17 protein-coding genes are annotated in these 16,103 nt (G+C 65.9%); 2 read left to right on the forward strand and 15 right to left on the reverse strand.

From position 1 onward, the window contains the following. Genes VFO25_10355 through VFO25_10365 form a run of 3 tightly spaced genes read right to left on the reverse strand, consistent with a single transcriptional unit; the run spans window position 1 to window position 1,009 of the window. Window positions 1-285 carry a flagellar hook-basal body complex protein FliE gene (locus tag VFO25_10355; GenBank protein HET9343302.1) on the reverse strand — a complete coding sequence of 95 codons (285 nt, stop codon included), beginning with the start codon at window positions 283-285 and terminating at the stop codon, window positions 1-3. Continuing rightward, window positions 282-734: a flagellar basal body protein gene (locus VFO25_10360; GenBank protein HET9343303.1), complete on the reverse strand. Its 453-nt coding sequence runs from the start codon at window positions 732-734 to the stop codon at window positions 282-284. The genes VFO25_10355 and VFO25_10360 overlap by 4 nt, the downstream gene beginning before the upstream one ends. Continuing rightward, a complete protein-coding gene (locus VFO25_10365; GenBank protein ID HET9343304.1) occupies window positions 731-1,009 on the reverse strand; it encodes a hypothetical protein in 279 nt (92 codons plus the stop codon). The genes VFO25_10360 and VFO25_10365 overlap by 4 nt, the downstream gene beginning before the upstream one ends. Before the next feature lie 298 nt (window positions 1,010-1,307). Here VFO25_10365 and VFO25_10370 point away from each other — a divergent pair, with 298 nt between their 5' ends. Beyond that, on the forward strand, window positions 1,308-3,107 hold the full coding sequence (locus VFO25_10370; GenBank protein ID HET9343305.1) for an adenylate/guanylate cyclase domain-containing protein: 1,800 nt from the start codon (window positions 1,308-1,310) through the stop codon (window positions 3,105-3,107). Between the two features lie 7 nt (window positions 3,108-3,114). Then, entirely contained in the window at window positions 3,115-6,147 is a 3,033-nt protein-coding gene (locus VFO25_10375; GenBank protein ID HET9343306.1) for a GAF domain-containing protein, read from the forward strand. Here VFO25_10375 and VFO25_10380 read toward each other — a convergent pair. From VFO25_10380 to VFO25_10435, 12 genes are all read right to left on the reverse strand, one after another. Continuing rightward, a complete protein-coding gene (locus tag VFO25_10380) occupies window positions 6,141-6,605 on the reverse strand; it encodes a hypothetical protein (GenBank protein HET9343307.1) in 465 nt (154 codons plus the stop codon). The genes VFO25_10375 and VFO25_10380 overlap by 7 nt on opposite strands. A gap of 93 nt (window positions 6,606-6,698) precedes the next feature. Then, window positions 6,699-7,097, reverse strand: coding sequence for a 30S ribosomal protein S9 (gene rpsI, locus VFO25_10385; protein ID HET9343308.1), 399 nt, complete (start codon window positions 7,095-7,097; stop codon window positions 6,699-6,701). After that, on the reverse strand, window positions 7,097-7,528 hold the full coding sequence (gene rplM, locus VFO25_10390; GenBank protein ID HET9343309.1) for a 50S ribosomal protein L13: 432 nt from the start codon (window positions 7,526-7,528) through the stop codon (window positions 7,097-7,099). The genes rpsI and rplM overlap by 1 nt, the downstream gene beginning before the upstream one ends. A gap of 147 nt (window positions 7,529-7,675) precedes the next feature. Next, window positions 7,676-8,269 (reverse strand): TMEM175 family protein, encoded by a 594-nt coding sequence (locus VFO25_10395; protein ID HET9343310.1) that lies wholly within the window; start codon window positions 8,267-8,269, stop codon window positions 7,676-7,678. Window positions 8,270-8,272: 3 nt separating this feature from the next. Next, on the reverse strand, window positions 8,273-10,270 hold the full coding sequence (locus VFO25_10400) for a ferritin-like domain-containing protein (GenBank protein ID HET9343311.1): 1,998 nt from the start codon (window positions 10,268-10,270) through the stop codon (window positions 8,273-8,275). A gap of 167 nt (window positions 10,271-10,437) precedes the next feature. Further along, window positions 10,438-10,674 (reverse strand): heavy metal-associated domain-containing protein, encoded by a 237-nt coding sequence (locus VFO25_10405; GenBank protein ID HET9343312.1) that lies wholly within the window; start codon window positions 10,672-10,674, stop codon window positions 10,438-10,440. After that, window positions 10,671-11,441 carry a tRNA pseudouridine(38-40) synthase TruA gene (gene truA, locus VFO25_10410; protein ID HET9343313.1) on the reverse strand — a complete coding sequence of 257 codons (771 nt, stop codon included), beginning with the start codon at window positions 11,439-11,441 and terminating at the stop codon, window positions 10,671-10,673. Before truA ends, VFO25_10405 begins: the two co-directional genes overlap by 4 nt. Next, window positions 11,438-12,904, reverse strand: coding sequence for a lysine--tRNA ligase (gene lysS / locus VFO25_10415; GenBank protein ID HET9343314.1), 1,467 nt, complete (start codon window positions 12,902-12,904; stop codon window positions 11,438-11,440). The genes truA and lysS overlap by 4 nt, the downstream gene beginning before the upstream one ends. Then, the gene (gene greA / locus VFO25_10420; GenBank protein ID HET9343315.1) at window positions 12,901-13,410 is read right to left on the reverse strand and encodes a transcription elongation factor GreA; all 510 of its coding nucleotides are present in this window, start codon (window positions 13,408-13,410) and stop codon (window positions 12,901-12,903) included. The genes lysS and greA overlap by 4 nt, the downstream gene beginning before the upstream one ends. A 10-nt stretch (window positions 13,411-13,420) precedes the next feature. After that, window positions 13,421-14,350, reverse strand: a complete 930-nt coding sequence (locus tag VFO25_10425; GenBank protein HET9343316.1) for a hypothetical protein — start codon at window positions 14,348-14,350, stop codon at window positions 13,421-13,423. Further along, window positions 14,347-15,525 carry a hypothetical protein gene (locus tag VFO25_10430; protein HET9343317.1) on the reverse strand — a complete coding sequence of 393 codons (1,179 nt, stop codon included), beginning with the start codon at window positions 15,523-15,525 and terminating at the stop codon, window positions 14,347-14,349. Before VFO25_10430 ends, VFO25_10425 begins: the two co-directional genes overlap by 4 nt. 64 nt (window positions 15,526-15,589) lie before the next feature. Next, window positions 15,590-16,060, reverse strand: coding sequence for an SRPBCC family protein (locus tag VFO25_10435; GenBank protein HET9343318.1), 471 nt, complete (start codon window positions 16,058-16,060; stop codon window positions 15,590-15,592). Window positions 16,061-16,103 lie beyond the last annotated feature (43 nt).

The following is a 16,103-nucleotide window of genomic DNA, read 5'->3' on the forward strand; positions in this document are numbered from 1 at the left end:
TCACACCTGCGTCTGGAGGAGCGAGTTGACCGCGCTGCTCACCCGTGACGCTGCGACCGAGATGACTTCGAGCGCGACGTCCGCCTTGGCTCGCGCGATCGACGCACCGGCGACGTCACCCCCACCACCCGCGAGCACGGCGGCCTCTACGTCTGCGCCGTGCAGCGCATCGGCAGCGCCGCCGAGCGCACTCGCCAACGCGTCTCCGAATGATGATGTCGCTCTCGGTGAGGCCGAGGCCGGCATGCCGGCCTGCGCGACGCCGTCGATGATATCGACGTTCATGCGCGGTCGACGTCGATCGCCTCGACGTCCATTTGTTTGGCCGCCTGAAGCGCCGCCACGTCCGCGTCGTACGCTCGTCCGGCCGCGACGAGCGATACCATTTGATCGATGGAATCGTCACCCCCGGCCGGCTTCGAAACGATCGAGGCGACTCGAACCGGCTCGGGCACACCGCCGCCGAATAGCGCAAACCCGAACGCCGAATCGCCATCGTCGACGCCATATGTGTCGTCGAACGCTAAACTCCCGGTCGGGTAGGATCCTAGCGCCGAGTCGAGCGCGCTCGCGAACGAGCCTTCGCCGGCCGGCTCAAGAACGGGCGCGCGGGGGCGGAAGGTCGAGCCGTCACGTGGGATCCCCGCGTTGGCGATATTCTCAGCGATGAGATCCATCTCGGCGCGGTGCGCCGCCATTCCGCTGGCCGCGATGTCGAAGGCTGACGCGCTCATCGCCGCGCGTCCTCCGCGACGGTGCGATACTCGCGCAGCATCGCGCGCTCTTGGTCGGCGAGCGCCCGAAAGCGCAGCGAATTCTCGGCGGTCGCGCCCATCGCGTACTCGATCGTGCCGCTCGCCCCAGACGAGGGCGCCGAACGTACGGCGGCCGCGAACTCGAGACCGCGATCGCTCAGCTCGGGTGCCGGCGCTATGTCGCGTGCGACGAAGCCGCTCGAGCGCGCGTTCGCCGCGTCTTCTGCGAGCACGCGCGCCCGCAATTGCGCCACGTTCATACCTTGTTCGACCAACCCGAACGACCCATCGACCATTTCGCACGACCTCCGGCCGAGAACGAGCGTACGCTTACCATATGAACAGCGTTTGTCGGCGTAGTGGCGGCAGAGAAAGCGAGCTCCCGCGAAAGAACACCAGTACGAATCGTGGAAATATTCGATCTCCCGTCGGCTCGAAGCCGGTGGCTTTGCAGCCGATAGTATAGATGAGAAGGCGGCGGTCCCGACCTTGCCTGTCGGGCCTATTGCTGTCGCCGCTCGTTCTGACGCGCCTAGAGCATCGGGTGGTGAGATGAGTCACGACCGGCGTGACAATCCGTGGGAGCGCATCGCTTCGCGTCTTGACGAAGCGTACGACGATGCGCGCTCGCTCGCCGATGCGAAGCCTACGTCCGGCCGTCCGCCCGCACGCGCGAAGAACGCCGCCGATCGTCTGATCGAACTCCTCGCAGACGCTCGCCACGACGTGCGCGCGCGCGAGGTCGAAGCGTCGGTCGCGGCGACCCGAGCCCAGCGGCTCGAGGTCGAGCTCGCGCAGGCGCTGCGCAGGGCCGACACGCTCGTGCGCATCGGCAAAGCGATCAACGCCGTCCGCGAAGTACCTGCGCTTCTCCAACTCGTCGTCGATCTTGCCGTCGAAGCGACTGCCGCCGAGCGCGGCCTCGTCGTCATCCCCGATCCCGCCGGCGGATCGCGCGAATACAGCGCGGCGAGCAACCTCGATCCGTCCGACATCGGGGCGCCGTCGTTCGCCATCAGCCGGTCGATCGTCGAGCGCGTCCTGCGCGAGGGCGAGCCGCTCGTGACGACGGATGCGCAGAACGATCCGAACGTCGACGAAGCCCCGAGCATCCGGTCGCTCCACATCCGGTCCATCATCTGCGTGCCGATCCGCAACAAGGACGGCGTCGTCGGCGTCATCTACGTCGACTCGCGGATCCGCCCCGACAGCCTGCTCCACCACGATCCCGAGCTGCTCGCGACGATCGCCGACCAAGCCGCCGTCGCGATCGACAACGCGCGGCTCTACGACGACTTGACGAAGAGCTTCGCCGAACTATCCGGCATCAAAGGTCAGACGGACGAGATCCTCGAGTCGATCGCGTCCGGCGTCGTCGTCCTCGATTCGACCGACACGATCGCGCAGTTCAACCGCGCGGCCGAGATCACGTTCGGATTGTCGGCGTCGACGCTCGTCGGGCGCAACGCGCGCATCCTCAACACGTGGCTGCCCGGCTTCTCGTCGCTCGTCGAGCGGTTCAGGACCCAATCGGATGCGCGGCTCGTGCTCGAGATCACCGGCGATCACTTCGTCCGCGGCGGCATCGTCCTCCAGCTGACCTTCTTCCGCATCCGCGGCGCGGCCGGCGGCGGCGCAGGCACCGCCGTCGTTCTCAACGATCTCACCGAGAGCCGCGCGCTCGTCGCCGAAAACCTCGCGCAGGTCGAGAAGAGCAGCCGCATCGCGCGTTCGTTCGAACGCTATCTCGCGCCGCACGTCGTCGACGCACTGCTCAAAGATCCCGAAGCGTTCGCGCTCGGCGGCACTCGCGTCCGCGCGACGATGCTCTTCGCCGACATCCGCGGCTTCACCGAACTCTCCGAGCGCCTCATGCCCGAGCAGGTCGTCGATTTGCTCAACCGCTACCTCGAGCCGGTCGTCAACGTCATCTTCGCCAACTCCGGGTTGCTCGACAAATTCTACGGCGACGGCATCATGGCGGTGTTCGGCGCGCCGCTGCCGAGCGAAGACGATCCGCGACGCGCGGTGACGGCGGCGCATCAGATCCTTCAGCAAGTCCACGCACTCAACGCACAGCCCGGCGCTCTCTGGCCGCTTTCAGTCAGCATCGGCCTTGCGACCGGCGACGTCGTCGCCGGACACATCGGCTCCGAGCGCCGGCTCGAATACACGGTCGTCGGCGATGCAGTCAATCTCGCGCAACGCCTGCAGGGGATCGCAGAGCCGAACCAAGTTCTCGCGGACGAAGCGACGTACGCGTGCGTCAAAGGCCGCCTTACCGCGACGCGCCGGATGGCAAGCCTCAAGGGCAAGGCGGGTCTCATCCCCGTCTACGTGCTCCACGGATAGGCGGGAGATGCGCGAGACGATGGCGGCCCAAGAGCCGATCCGATACTTGGACGACCCGGGGTTCGGGGTCGCATCGGACGTCGGCGCGGCGGCGCTCCAGCTTACCGGCGCGAACGCGGTCGCGGTCTTCCTTTATGACGAGTCGCGCAGCGCGTACGTCGGCGCGGCCCGCGTCGCACCGGACGGTCCGCACGCGCTCCCGTCGACCTTGTCGAGCGAGGCCGTCGCGACGGTCGTCACGCAAGGTTCGCCGGTCGCGACGTTCTCGCTCGCGCTCGAGCTCGAGGGGGCGATCGCCGAGGAAGTGCAGCGGACGAACGCCGCGTCGCTGCTCGTCATCCGCTGCGATCGCGGCCCGCGCCCGCTCGGCCTCTTGCTTTGCTCGTTCGACGAGATGCAGACTTTCGACGCCGGCGCCGAGCGCGATGCGCTCGCGCTCGGGCGGGTCGTCTCCACGATGCTCGAGTACGCGCGTCGCACGAACGCCGCGCTCGATCGCGCCGACCGCCTCGCGACGCTGCTCGACACGGCATCCGCCTTCGCCGGTGAGCTCGACCTCGAATCGCTTTTCGCGGCGATCCACGAGCAAGTGTGCCGGCACATGGACGCACCGAGCTTCTTCGTCGCGCTCGAGAGCAGCGAAGCCGGCGCGTTGCGGACCGAGTACGCCGTCGAATCCGGCGTCCGCATCCAGGCCGAATCGCTGCTTTCCGGCGGCAACGTCCGTCAGGTCTTCGAAAGCTCGCTTCCGCTCGTGCTCGACGCGGAGCGCGACGCATTCGCGATGGAGCCTGGTTCGGCCGGAGCGCGCGTCTCGTCGGCGCTCTACGTGCCGATGCGCTTGCGTGACCGGGTCATCGGTGTCATGTCCGTCCAGTCGTACCGGCCGGACGCCTACTCCTCCGCGCACGTCGAGCTGCTTCTCGAGCTCGCGGAGCAGGCGGCGACGGCCATCCAGAACGCCGGTATGTTCCGCGAAGAACGGCGGCGCATGCGCGAGCTGTCGGTGCTCCATCGCCTCGCAGCGCTGACGAACTCGGAAGCGCACCTCGACCGCATCATGGCGGCTATCGTCACCGAAGCGGCTTCGGCGTTCAAAGCAGACGCGGCCTCGATCGCGCTCGAGAACGAGCGCGGCGACTTCATGCTGGCGGCGACCCACGGCGTGTCCGAGTCGTATCGCCACACGCGCGTCATCCCTGGACCGTCGTTGCGCGCGCTCTACGGCTCGCCGCCGACCGAACGCTTCATCGGACCTGACGAGATCGACGCGATGGGCCAGACGGACCTCGTGGTCGCCGAGGGGATCACGAACTGGTTCCTCGTGCCCTTGCTCCAGCAAGGACGTCTCATCGGAAGCCTCGCCCTGTGCGGCCGGGACCGCATCATCCGGCTGTCGCCGAGCGAGACCGGACTCGCGCGGCTCTTCGCCGAGCAAGCCGCGGCGGCGATGCTGCGCGCGCAGTCCGCGCACGCGCTCACCGAGCGCATCGAAGATTACGATCTACTGACGCGCGTCGGCCGCGCTCTCGTCTCGCGGCTCGAAGTCGACTACGACGCGATCCTGCGCCTGCTGCGGGATCAGCTCGGCTACACGCATCTCGCGATCCTCACGCTCGAGGGCGACCCGCCCGCGCTCGCGCTCAAGGCACATCTCGGACACGGCGACCACGCGAGCGCGATGGCGCTCGAACCGGATCGCGGCGTCATCGGCTCGGTCGCCGCCACCGGCGAGATGCTCTACCTGCCGGACGTCTCGAAGGACGCGCGTTACGTCCAGACGACGGTCGACGTCCAGTCGGAGCTCGCGTACCCGCTCAAGTACGGCGGTCAAGTGCTCGGCGTCCTCGACGTGCAAAGCGAGGCTCGCGATGCGTTCACGGCACGCGATCGCCGCATCCTCGCCGCTCTCGCCGACCAGTGCGCGATAGCGTTGTCGAACGCGCGGCAATATGCGACCGCTGGCGCGCGCCTCCAGTCGCTCGGCGCGGCGCGCGTCCAGCTGGAGAAATACGCCGAGTATCTCGAACGGCGACAAGAGGATCTCAAACTCGTCAACGCCGTGTCGGCCGCGGCGAGCGCGACGCTCAACCTCGACCGCATCCTCGAATCGGCGGTGCGCAACGTCGCCGCCGGGCTCCGCGCCGATCGCTGCAGCGTCGGCATCCTCGACGAAGACCAGATGCGCATCGAGATCGCCGCCGAATACCGGCCGGACGGCCATGCGACGTCGGTCGGCGTGAAACTGCCGCTGCAAAGCTCGTCGATGCTCGCGAAGTCCGTCACCGGGCGTCACACGATCGCCACTGAGGACGCTCTCGCCGATCCGCGCTTCGCGGATGTCCGGTCTGAGATGATGCTGATGCACGTGCGCGGCACGGTCATCGTGCCGCTCGTCGCCGGCGGCCGCGTCATCGGCACGCTGTCGGTCAACTCATCGGGCGAGGCGCGCCGCTTCACCGACGAAGAGATCGAGGTGCTCGAAACGGTCGCGAATCAGCTCGCGCTCGGTGTGCGTAACGCGCGCCTCTATGGCCGGGCTCGCGACCGCGCGAACGAAGACTCGCTGACGGGCATATTCAACCACCGGTATCTGCACGAGCGCCTCGAGTTCGAGCTGCTCCGCGCGCGGCGCGCCGGTCATCCGCTGTCGATCGCGCTCTTCGACCTCAACAACTTCAAGACGTTCAACGACACGTTCGGCCATCAAGCGGGCGACGAAGTGCTGCGCGTCGTGGCGACGACGCTCGGCATGTGCTTGCGCGCGACCGACATCGGCGGACGCTACGGCGGCGACGAGTTCCTCGTCATCTTACCCCAAGCCGACGAGCCCGGAGCGCAGATGCTCCTCAACCGTGTGCGCCGCAAACTCGAAGAGCAGGCGAAGGCGGGCTTCCCGCCGATCCCGATCGAGCTCGCCGCCGGCATCGCGGTCTTCCCGCGCGATGGCCAGACGAAGCGTGATCTCATCGCGCACGCCGACCAGAGCATGTACTCGCACAAACGGCTCGAGAGCGGCCTCCCGACCGCGGGTCAGTGACCGCCGCCGACCAGTTCGCGGAGATGCGCCGCCTGAGCTTCAGCTTGCTTCAACGGTAGATCGTAGCTGTTCGTGAGCGGCCACGTCCCTTTCGGCGTGGCGATCATCAACCGGTAGAACGTCATGTTCTTGTCCATCATCGAGTCGAGGCCGATGCTGACGTCGCTGAAGCCGACGCTTCCCGACGCGTTCTCGCGCAGACCGCGCGACGTCCAACTCATCGTTTGGCTCGCCTTGTCGAAGGTGAACGTCCGCCGCTTTTGCGTCAGCACGCCGATAGCGCAGAGAATCGTGAAGAACCCGAAGATCCCTGCCGCTAGATAGCTCGGCGACGTTTGATGGATGCTGCCCCACGTCGCGATCCCGAGCACGACGGTCATCAGGATCATGAGGATCTCGGCGAACACGGGTGAGTCGACGTACCGCTCTTGGTTCTTGTCGTTCGGATTGAAGTCCATGCTCGAGGTATCGGACGGGGTCGCGAAGGCCTGAAGCGACGAGGCGCGAGCATCTGCTCGCGCCTCTTTAGTCTTTGTCGTCGCTTTTCAGATCTAGCGCTTGCTGAACTGGAAGCGTTTGCGCGCGCGCTTGCGGCCGTACTTCTTCGACTCTTTCTCGCGCGGATCGCGCGTGAGCAAGCCGGCCTTGCGGAGGACCGGACGGAGCGTCTCGTCTTCGCGCAGGAGTGCGCGCGCTATGCCGTGACGGATCGCACCGGCTTGGCCGGTGAGACCGCCGCCGTGCGCGGCGACCTCGATGTTGAAGCGCGTCATGCTGTTCGTCGCTTCGAGCGGCTGGCGCACGATCTGCAGCAGCGTGGCGCGGCCGAGATATTGCTCGATCGGCCGGTTGTTGACTTTGATCTCGCCGCTGCCGGCGGTCAAACGGACCCGCGCGACCGCGCGCTTGCGGCGTCCGGTGCCCTGCGGTGTCGTCGTCGCGATTGCCATCAGACCTCTTTCATCGGCTGCGGCGCTTGCGCAGCGTGGGTATGATCAGGCCCGACGAAGAGGCGCAAACGCGCCATGCGCTTCGAACGCAGCCGGTTGCCGGGGATCATCCCGCGCACCGCGGTCTCGATGAGCCGCGTCGGGTGCGCGTCTCGCACTTGTCCGGCGGTCCGCTCGCGCAGGCCGCCCGGGAATTGCGAGTGGCGGTAATAGATCTTGTCGGACCACTTCTTGCCGGTAAGACGGATCTTCTCGGCATTGACGACGACGACGAAGTCGCCGGTGTCCGAATGCGGGGTGTAGATCGGCTTGTGCTTGCCGGTCAGATATTTGGCGATGCGCGTAGCGAGCCGGCCGAGCGTTTTCCCGTCGGCGTCCACGACGTACCAGGCGCGCTGGACGTCCTGCATCGCGAGCAAGGGCGTGTTCATGGGTGGATCAGGAGCCTTTTTCAGACGAGCGGCGGGCCGCTCGATAGATATCGTGCGGGCGAACCAAGTAATAATACGGCAGCGGTGCGGGACCAGTCAAGGAGTTCGGCGACCAGGGTATTGGGCGTTGTCGATGCGGGACAGCCGTCAGAGCGCGTCCGAATCGACGCCGCGCGGGATCACGTAGTATGCCGCGATTAGCAAGTAGGCGGCGAAACTCGCAAGCGGATCGACGAGCGCTACGAGCATCGCGAGCGCGTAACCCACCCAACCGACGCGATAGGCCCTGATCGTCGCTCGAAGCGTCTCGTCTCCGACGCTCGCATGGAACGCGCGGCGCCGGACGAGATGCAGCAACATCAGGTTGTAGAACGTCGCGCACAGCGTCAGCACGATCCCGTAGAGGAACGTCGACGAGCGCATCGTCGGATACGTGCCGAGCGTGCTCGTCGCGAACGGGATGAACGCGGTGGCGGCGAGCAGCAGTAAGTTCAGGAAAACGGTCATGCGGTCGACGTGCGCGATCATCCTGAAAAGCGCATGATGGTTCTGCCACATGATGCCGATGACCGCGAACGAGAGGACGTAGGCGACGACGTTCGGCCACAGCCCGAACAGCGCCGACGAGAGCTGCGCCTCCGAAGGTTGATGGAGCTGCGGCAGCACGACGCCGAGCACGAGCAGCGTGATCGCGAACGCGAACACGCCGTCGGAGAACGCCTCGAAGCGCGATTTATCCACGCGCTAGTTGTCTTCGTCCTTGAAGCCGACGTACCAGTGCGTACCGTCGCAGAACGGTTTGTTCTTCGAGTGACCGCAGCGGCACAGCGCGTAGTGCTCGGCGAGCGCACCGGAGTTCTGCTTCTCACGCTGGATGGCGATGTTGCCCTGGACGTGATACGGGCCGTCTTTCGAGACGTAGATCGCTTGGTCGCGGTCTTCGCCTTTGTAGTCGACGCCGTCGCGCGTGAAGCTCAGCGCGCCGGACGGACACTGCCTGACGATCGCGACGACCTCGTCCGCCGAAGCGCCGTCGGGCGTCACGAACGTGTCGCCTTCGTGATGGAAGACCGCCGGGAGATGATCGGTGCAGTTGCCGGCGTGGCAGCACGTGCCGCGGTTGTCGTGGATCGTGATCGACTTGCCGACGTACGTGTCGGGCCGGTCGGGCGTGCGGTTCGGCGACTTCGCGCTCGAGAACCCGATGCGCGCGTGCGTGCCGTCGCAATACGGCTTGAGGTTCGAACCGCCGCACCTGCAAAGGGCGAGCGAACGTCGCGTGGCGAGGGTCTCGCCTTTCGAGTTCGTGAGATGCCGCAGGTTGGCGACGAGATACGGGCCGTTCTCCTCGCAGGAGATCGTCGCCGGCACCGGCGGCTCGATCGAGTGGAAATCCATCTTGCTCGAGAACTGCCGCGGGACGAACTGGACGAGGTGGTCGCCGATCGACTGCAGCGCCGCCGCCGCCTCTTGCACCTGCGGAGGCGCTTCGGGTCTCGCACCGATCGCCGAGGTCCGCGCGACGAGATCGGCGATGCGCTCGAGCACGAACACCCACGCCGACGTCTTGTGCGCGAGCAGATGGATGTCGCGGTTATATCCGAAGCCCGGGCCGGCGGTTTTGCCCGGGTATTCCGGACCAGCGGGCATCTGCGCGAGCGCTTCGCCGAGCGGGCGGAGGACCGACGCCATGATGCGCAGCGTGCCGCGCGAGATCAGGCGGAGCTCGTCTTCGGTCTCGTCGATGTGGGCGAAGAAGCGCGCGAGCATGAGCAGCATCGTGTCGTATGTCGAGTTGAACAGATCGGCGACGTCGTGGGTGAGCGGATCGGTGATGATGTTGCCGCCTGTCGCGTCGTCGTAGTAGCGCGTCATCGGGTTCGAGATGACGGGTCGTACCGGTTCGAACGTCGCTCCGGTGTCGCTCGCATCTTTGAGCGCTCCCGCGTATTGCTTTCGGATCGCGTCGAACACGGCGAAGTGGGCGTCTGGATGATCCGACGTCGGCGCTTCGCCTTGTTCCACGATCATCTCGACCGCCGCTCGCGCTGACGCCGCATCGACGACTTGGACGAGCTTGGGGAGGTCGAGATAACGCGAATTCGCCTGCGCTTGGGGCGGCCCGATGAAGAGCACGTCTTCCGGAATGTTCGTGAAGCCGCTCAGTATCTTGTGGTAGAAATCCCCGACGGTGCGGAAGTCGACGTCGTAGGGCTCGGTGAGGGCCGCGGGCCGTGTGCCTGCAGCGCCGGCGGGCGCAACCGGTCCGCATACACGGGTGCGGATAGCTTCGTAGACCTTCGATTTCTCGTCCGGCAGCACGCCCGCTTCCGGCAGTTCGAAACAGAGAAGCCGTTCGATCGTCTCCTGCGAGAACGGCTCGAGCGTCAGCGGGATGCCGAGCGGGAACGCCGACGCGGGAAGCGGGAAGTTCACGCGCCTGAAGTGCGGCGCACCGCCGATCGCGATCAGCATGTTCGACACTTGCGCGAGATGAAGCATCTCCTCTACCGCGACCGATGCGAGTCGGCGCTTCCAGCCGCGCACCATCTGCGCTTGCTCGGTCGTGAGGCCGCCCTCGCTGGCGTCGTTCTTGAGCGAGTATGCGGCGAACAGGTAGACGCACGAGAGGCCGTGCTCGAGCTCCGAGGCGCGCGACAAGAGATAGACGAGTTCTTCTCGCGTCGTCACTTGCGCGATGTGCGAACGGTCGGGCACGCTCGCCGGCGCTAACGTGGACATGGAACCATCCCCCAGGGTCGTGAAGGCAGAGCGGTTCCCCGTCGCCTGGCTTGTGGCCCTGTGGGGGTGGGCTGTCAGAACGGCTAGGTGAAGCCGAGCTTCGCTCGGCCTACTACATTTTGCCGAGCTTCGCTCGGCCTACTACATCAGTGAGGACCCATTCTGGATTATTCCGGAAAGCGGACATCGCCGGGAGTGAATCCGGCTGCGGCGATCGCAGCGCGGAGCATGTCCGGCGTCGCAACCGTCGGATCCGCGGTGACGGTGGCGAGCGATTCACCAAGGCTCGCGATGGCATCGGTGACGCCCGCGATCCCGCACAGCGCCGCGCGGACCATCTCGACGTCGACCGCCGAGCGCATGTCCGCGATCTCGATGACGATGTCTTGCGAACGCGCGGTCATATCGGATGCGCGTAGTGCACGCGTTCCAAGAACAGGCCGTGCGGCGGCGCCGTGAAGCCGGCACGCTCGCGCTCACGCGAGGCGAGGGTCGTAGCGACATCGTGCGGCGTCATCCGTCCGCGCCCGACGTCGACGAGCGTGCCGACGACGATGCGCACCATCTGATGGAGAAATGAGTCCGCGGTCATCCAAAGCTCCACGAAGTCGCCGGCGCGATCGACCGAAATGCCGGTCACGGTCCGGGTCGTTCCGCCCCGCGCCGGCGGCGTCGCGCAGAACGCGGCGAAATCGTGCTCGCCGATCAGCTTCTCCGCACCCGCGCGCATCGTGGCGATCTCGAGCGCCGCGCGAACGTGGAACGCTCGTCGATCGTTGAGCGGCGAGGGCGCCGTCCGGTTGACGATGCGATAGCGATAGGTACGAGCGAGCGCGTGCCGGCGCGCGGAAAAACCGGACTCCCGCTCGACCGCGCGCAGCACCGCGATGCGCGAACCGCGCAGCATCGCACTGGCAGCTATTGGTAAGCGTTCGAGGTCGAACGAGCTCGTCGTCGCGTAGCTGACGACCTGACCTGTCGCATGGACACCGGCGTCGGTGCGGCCCGCGGCGACGATGCGGACGTCGTGACCGAACAGCCGCGACAACGCGCGCTCGAGCTCGCCCGCGATGGTCGGCAACGTCGTCTGTCGTTGCATGCCGTGGTAGCCCGTGCCGTCGTACTCGACGACCATCGCGATCGTCCGGAGCAGACCGCCGCTTTCGCTCACTCCGGCTTCTGCAGCGGGAAAAGGAGCACGTCGCGGATCGACGCCTCACCGGTCAAGAGCATGACGATGCGATCGATTCCGTAGCCGATTCCGCCGGTCGGCGGCATGCCGTATTCGAGCGCCTGGACGTAGTCCCAGTCCGGCTCGGGCGCTTCCGCATCGCCGGCGGCGCGTTCGCGCGCCTGCGCTTGGAAGCGGCCGCGCTGGTCGTCTGGGTCGTTGAGTTCGGAAAACGCGTTCGCCATCTCCATGTGGCCGATGAAGAGCTCGAAACGCTCGACGAGGTCGGGGTCGCCCGGTTTGCGTTTCGCGAGCGGCGACAGCACGACGGGCTGCTCGGTGACGAACGTCGGATCGACGAGATGCGGCTCGGCGACGAGTTCGAAGATCTTGTCGATGACGTGCCCGTGACTCGCACCTTTTTGGAGCTCGATGCCGAGGCGGCGCGCGACCGCGCGCGCTCGTTCCTCGACGAGAACGTCCTCGCGCGACAGCTCGCCCCACTTGGCGAGCGCATCGAGGTAGGGGATGCGAGCGAACGGTTTTTCCAGACGGATCTTCTCGCCGTTCCACTCGTGGCCGCCGCGGACGCCGACAGATTCGGCGAGGTGGACGATCAGGTCTTCGGTCAGCCGGATCATGCCTTCGACGTCGGTGTACGCCTCGTAGAGCTCGAGCATCGTGAACTCGGGGTTGTGCGTCTTGTCGATGCCCTCGTTGCGGAAGATGCGTCCGAGTTCGTAGACCTTTTCGATGCCGCCGACGATGCAGCGTTTGAGGTTGAGCTCGGTCGCGATGCGCAGCTGGAGCGGCACGTCGAGCGCGTTCGACTTCGTCACGAACGGCCGCGCATTGGCGCCGCCCGCGACGCCGAGAAGCGTCGGCGTCTCGACCTCGTGGTAGCCGCGCCCGTCGAGGAAACGTCGCGCGGCGGCGAGGATGCGCGAGCGCGCGAGCATCGTATCGAGCACGGGCCGGTTCACCATGAGGTCGACGTAGCGTCGACGATAGCGGATCTCCGGATCGGTGAGGCCGTGCCACTTGTCGGGCAAGGGGCGGAGCGACTTCGAGAGCACGGTGAGCGATCGGACGTGGACGGAGATCTCGCCGGTCTTCGTCGTGAAGATCTCACCCGTCGCGCCGAGGACATCCCCGCGATCGAGGAGGTCGATGACATCGGCATCGGCGCCGAGATCGTCGACCTTGAAATAGAGCTGGATGCGGCCGGTCTCGTCGTCGAGGTCTGCGAACACGCTCTTCTTGCTCATCCGCCGCAGACCGCCGATGCGGCCGGCGACGCGGACCTCGCCGGTCGCCTCGCGCGCGGCTGCGCAGGTGTGGGTACGGTCGAACTTCGTGACCGCGAACGGGTCGCGGCCCATCGCTCGCAGCGCGTCGAGTTTTCCTCGACGCACCTTGATCAGTTCGGCTTCGGTCTTTCCTTCGTCGAGCGGCTCGCTCACTTCGCCTTAGCTTTGGAGCCGGTCTTCCGGTTGCCACGGATCGAGATGACCTTGAGCTGCACCTCGCCGCCCGGCGTCGACGCGGTGACGGTCGATCCCGGTTTCGAGCCGATGAGCGCGACGCCGATCGGCGATTCGTTGCTGATCTTCGCGTTGAGCGGATCGCTCTCGGTGCTGCCGACGATCGTGTATTCGTTTTCGCTCCCGGCGGTCACGTTGCGGACGCGCACCGTGCTGCCGAGATGCACCTCGTCGGCGCTGCCTTCGCTCTCGACGATGATCTTCGCGTTGCGGATCATCGCCTCGAGCTTGAGGATGCGCCCTTCGACGAACGCCTGCTCTTGCTTGGCGTCCTCGTATTCGGCGTTCTCAGAGATGTCGCCGAACTCTTTGGCCTGACGTATTCGGTCGTTGACCTCTTTGCGATGGACGCTCTTGAGCTCGTCGAGCTCGACTTCGAGCTTTTTCAGGCCGTCTTCTGTGAGCAGGACTTCCTTTTCGGTCACTGGTCTCTCCCTAGGTCGCGGTGGTGATGTGAGCGGGTGCGAGCGTTTCGACGCGTGGTTCGAAGCGCAGGCGATGGAGCAGATCGAGGTAGTCGCTTTCGACGACGTCCTCCCAACGCTTGCCGAGCTTGGCGAGCAGCGCTGCTTCCATGACGTTCGTGCCGAACGAACGCCCGCCGAGGTTCGGCGTGCTCGTGACGAGCAGCGCGACGCCGCGTTCGCGCAGCTCGGCGACGTTTTTCTCCGTCACCGTGTTCGTGAGCACGATCTTGCCGGCGAGCGAGTCGGGCATGTGCTGGCGTATGAAGTGGAAGTCGCCGGCGATGAGCTTGGCGGCATCGTAGTACTGCGTGAACTTCGGCTCCGGCGGCCGCTCTTGTTTCTTGCCCGTCGGATAGAAGAACTGGAACGGCAGCTTGCACGCGTCCGGCAGATAGCGCGCGGCCTCTTTCTCGAACTCGGCCAACGACGACACCGGCTTGTCGATCTCGAGCGCGAAGATGAAATCGCCGAACGTGACCTGCGCTCCCGCGGCGACGAGCGCCTGCGCCATCCCGAAACGGTCGAGAGCGCTCACCATGAGCACCGGCAGGCCGCGGAAATCGACGATGCCGCGCTCTTGGAGCACGCGCACGGTCTCGCGCTCGAGCGTGTTCTTGAGACCGCTGCCGTCGACGACGGGCGTCTTCTTGACGCTTTCGAGCATCCGCACGCCGTCGCGCAGCGCGTAGCGCTTCGTACCGGCATACAGATAGACGTCGATGCCGCCGAGGCCGATCGCGTCGACCCGGCCGTCGATGTCTTTGAGTTTTTCGACGGCGCGTTCGATCGAGCCGTCGAAGCCGATGCGGCTGATGTCGAATTTTTCGCCGAGCCAGTCGACGATGACGCGGTGATCGCGCGTCGAGGATCCAAGGCTGACCGAGACGATCGTCTTCATCCGTTCGCCCGCGCTGCTGCGCCCTTCTGGGCCGCGGACCCGTTCTTCGAGGCGGCGCCGTTACGGCGTGGCACGACGTCGCTTCGGCCCGGCATCGCGCCGGCACGAGCCGCGATAGCGAGCTCGCGCGTGCGCGCGATCTGCTCGACGGTGATCGCCTTGTCGAACGCGCGCATGCCCGCGAGCTCGAAGCCGTGCTTTGCGGCGAGCTGCTCGATCTCGAGCACTTTGTGGATGTTGATTCCGCGCCCGAGCGAGTAGTTCTCGAACCGGTTCTCGAGCGTCAGGATCATCGTCTCCGACATGCACGCGAGCGCGGTCTTCGGCGGCAATCCGAAATCGAAGTGGAAGTCGACGTCGCCTGGTACGCGGATGTTGCCGCCCTCGGTCACCAGGACGTCGGGCCGCTCGACCGCGACGCGGCGCGAAACGTCATGCGGCAACGATACTTCGCAGACGACGGCGCCCGGCTTGAGGTCTTCCGGCTCGACGACTTCCGACACCGCGGAAGTCGCTGTGAGGACGAGATCCGCGCGCTGGACCGCGTCGCGGATGTCGGCGGTCCAATCGCACTGCGCGGCGACGTGCGGCTGGAGCGCGTGCGAGAGATTCTTGAGGCGAGTCGCGTTGCGCGCCGTAAGGGTCAGGCGCTCGACTTGATTGCCGAGGATCTGAGAGCACGCCGCGCCGATGCTCCCGGTGGCGCCGATGACGGTCGCGTGCGAGCGCGCGAGGTCGATCCCCATCTCGCGTGCCCCGCGGATGAGGCTTTGGATGCCGGCTGCGATCGTGAACGAGTTGCCTGTCGTCACGGCGATGGGGCAATTCTCCGATACCGTTACGCCGCCGTCGCCGACGACCGACGTGAACGCGCCGAGACCGACGATCTCGCAGCCGAGTTCGGCCGCGATGTTCGCACCGCGGATGATGCGCGCCATGACTTGGTCGCGCGGCAATTCGAGGAACTGGTCCGGCAGTAGCGGCGCAGCGATGAAATAACCCGTGCACTCCTCGCCGGTCTTGGATCGGATACCCGTGATTTCGGAGACCTTGTACGCTGGCATCCACTCGAGGATCTTGCGGATGAGCGGGCGACCTTTACCGGCCGCCTTGGGCTCGTAGCGCAGGACGTCTTCGTAGGAAAGCGGGTGGATGAGGAAACCGAATTTGCGCACGCGACGGAACACCTCGAGCGAGCCGACCCTAAGACGGCGACCGTTAATGTTTCACGAGCGGGCGCTATGGTCCTGGGAGAAGGTCAGCGTTTTGGCGCGCCTGCGCCTCGCACTTCTCTTTGAGCGCGCGCAGCATCATGAGCGAGTTCTCCTCCACTTTCTTGTGGAGGATCGGCCCGATGAGCTCCGCGAGCGTCGGCACGCCGAAGTCGTAGTCGACGCCGAGGCTGACGTGCGTCACGCCGTCGCGCTCGTCGAACGTCCACGCGCCTTCGAATTTGTCGAGGTCGCCTTCGATGAGCTTGTAGTCGATGCGCGTGTTGACGTCGTCGAAGACGTCTTCTTCCGTCCACTCGATCGGCGCTTCTTCCACGAGCGTCTTCCAGCGCGACACCGCCGTGTTGCCGTCGCGGCTCAGCACCTTCACGTATTCGACGTCCGGCATGAAATCCGAATAGCGCTCGAGATCCTTAGCGAGCGCGTAGATCTGATGCCGCGGCGCGGCGATGTCTATCGAGGTCTCGACGTATGGCATCTTATCGAAAAGCGCCGTAAACGCAGCGGTCGCGCATAAGCGC

This window comes from Candidatus Eremiobacteraceae bacterium, from assembly GCA_035710745.1.
GTDB lineage: Bacteria > Vulcanimicrobiota > Vulcanimicrobiia > Eremiobacterales > Eremiobacteraceae > JANWLL01.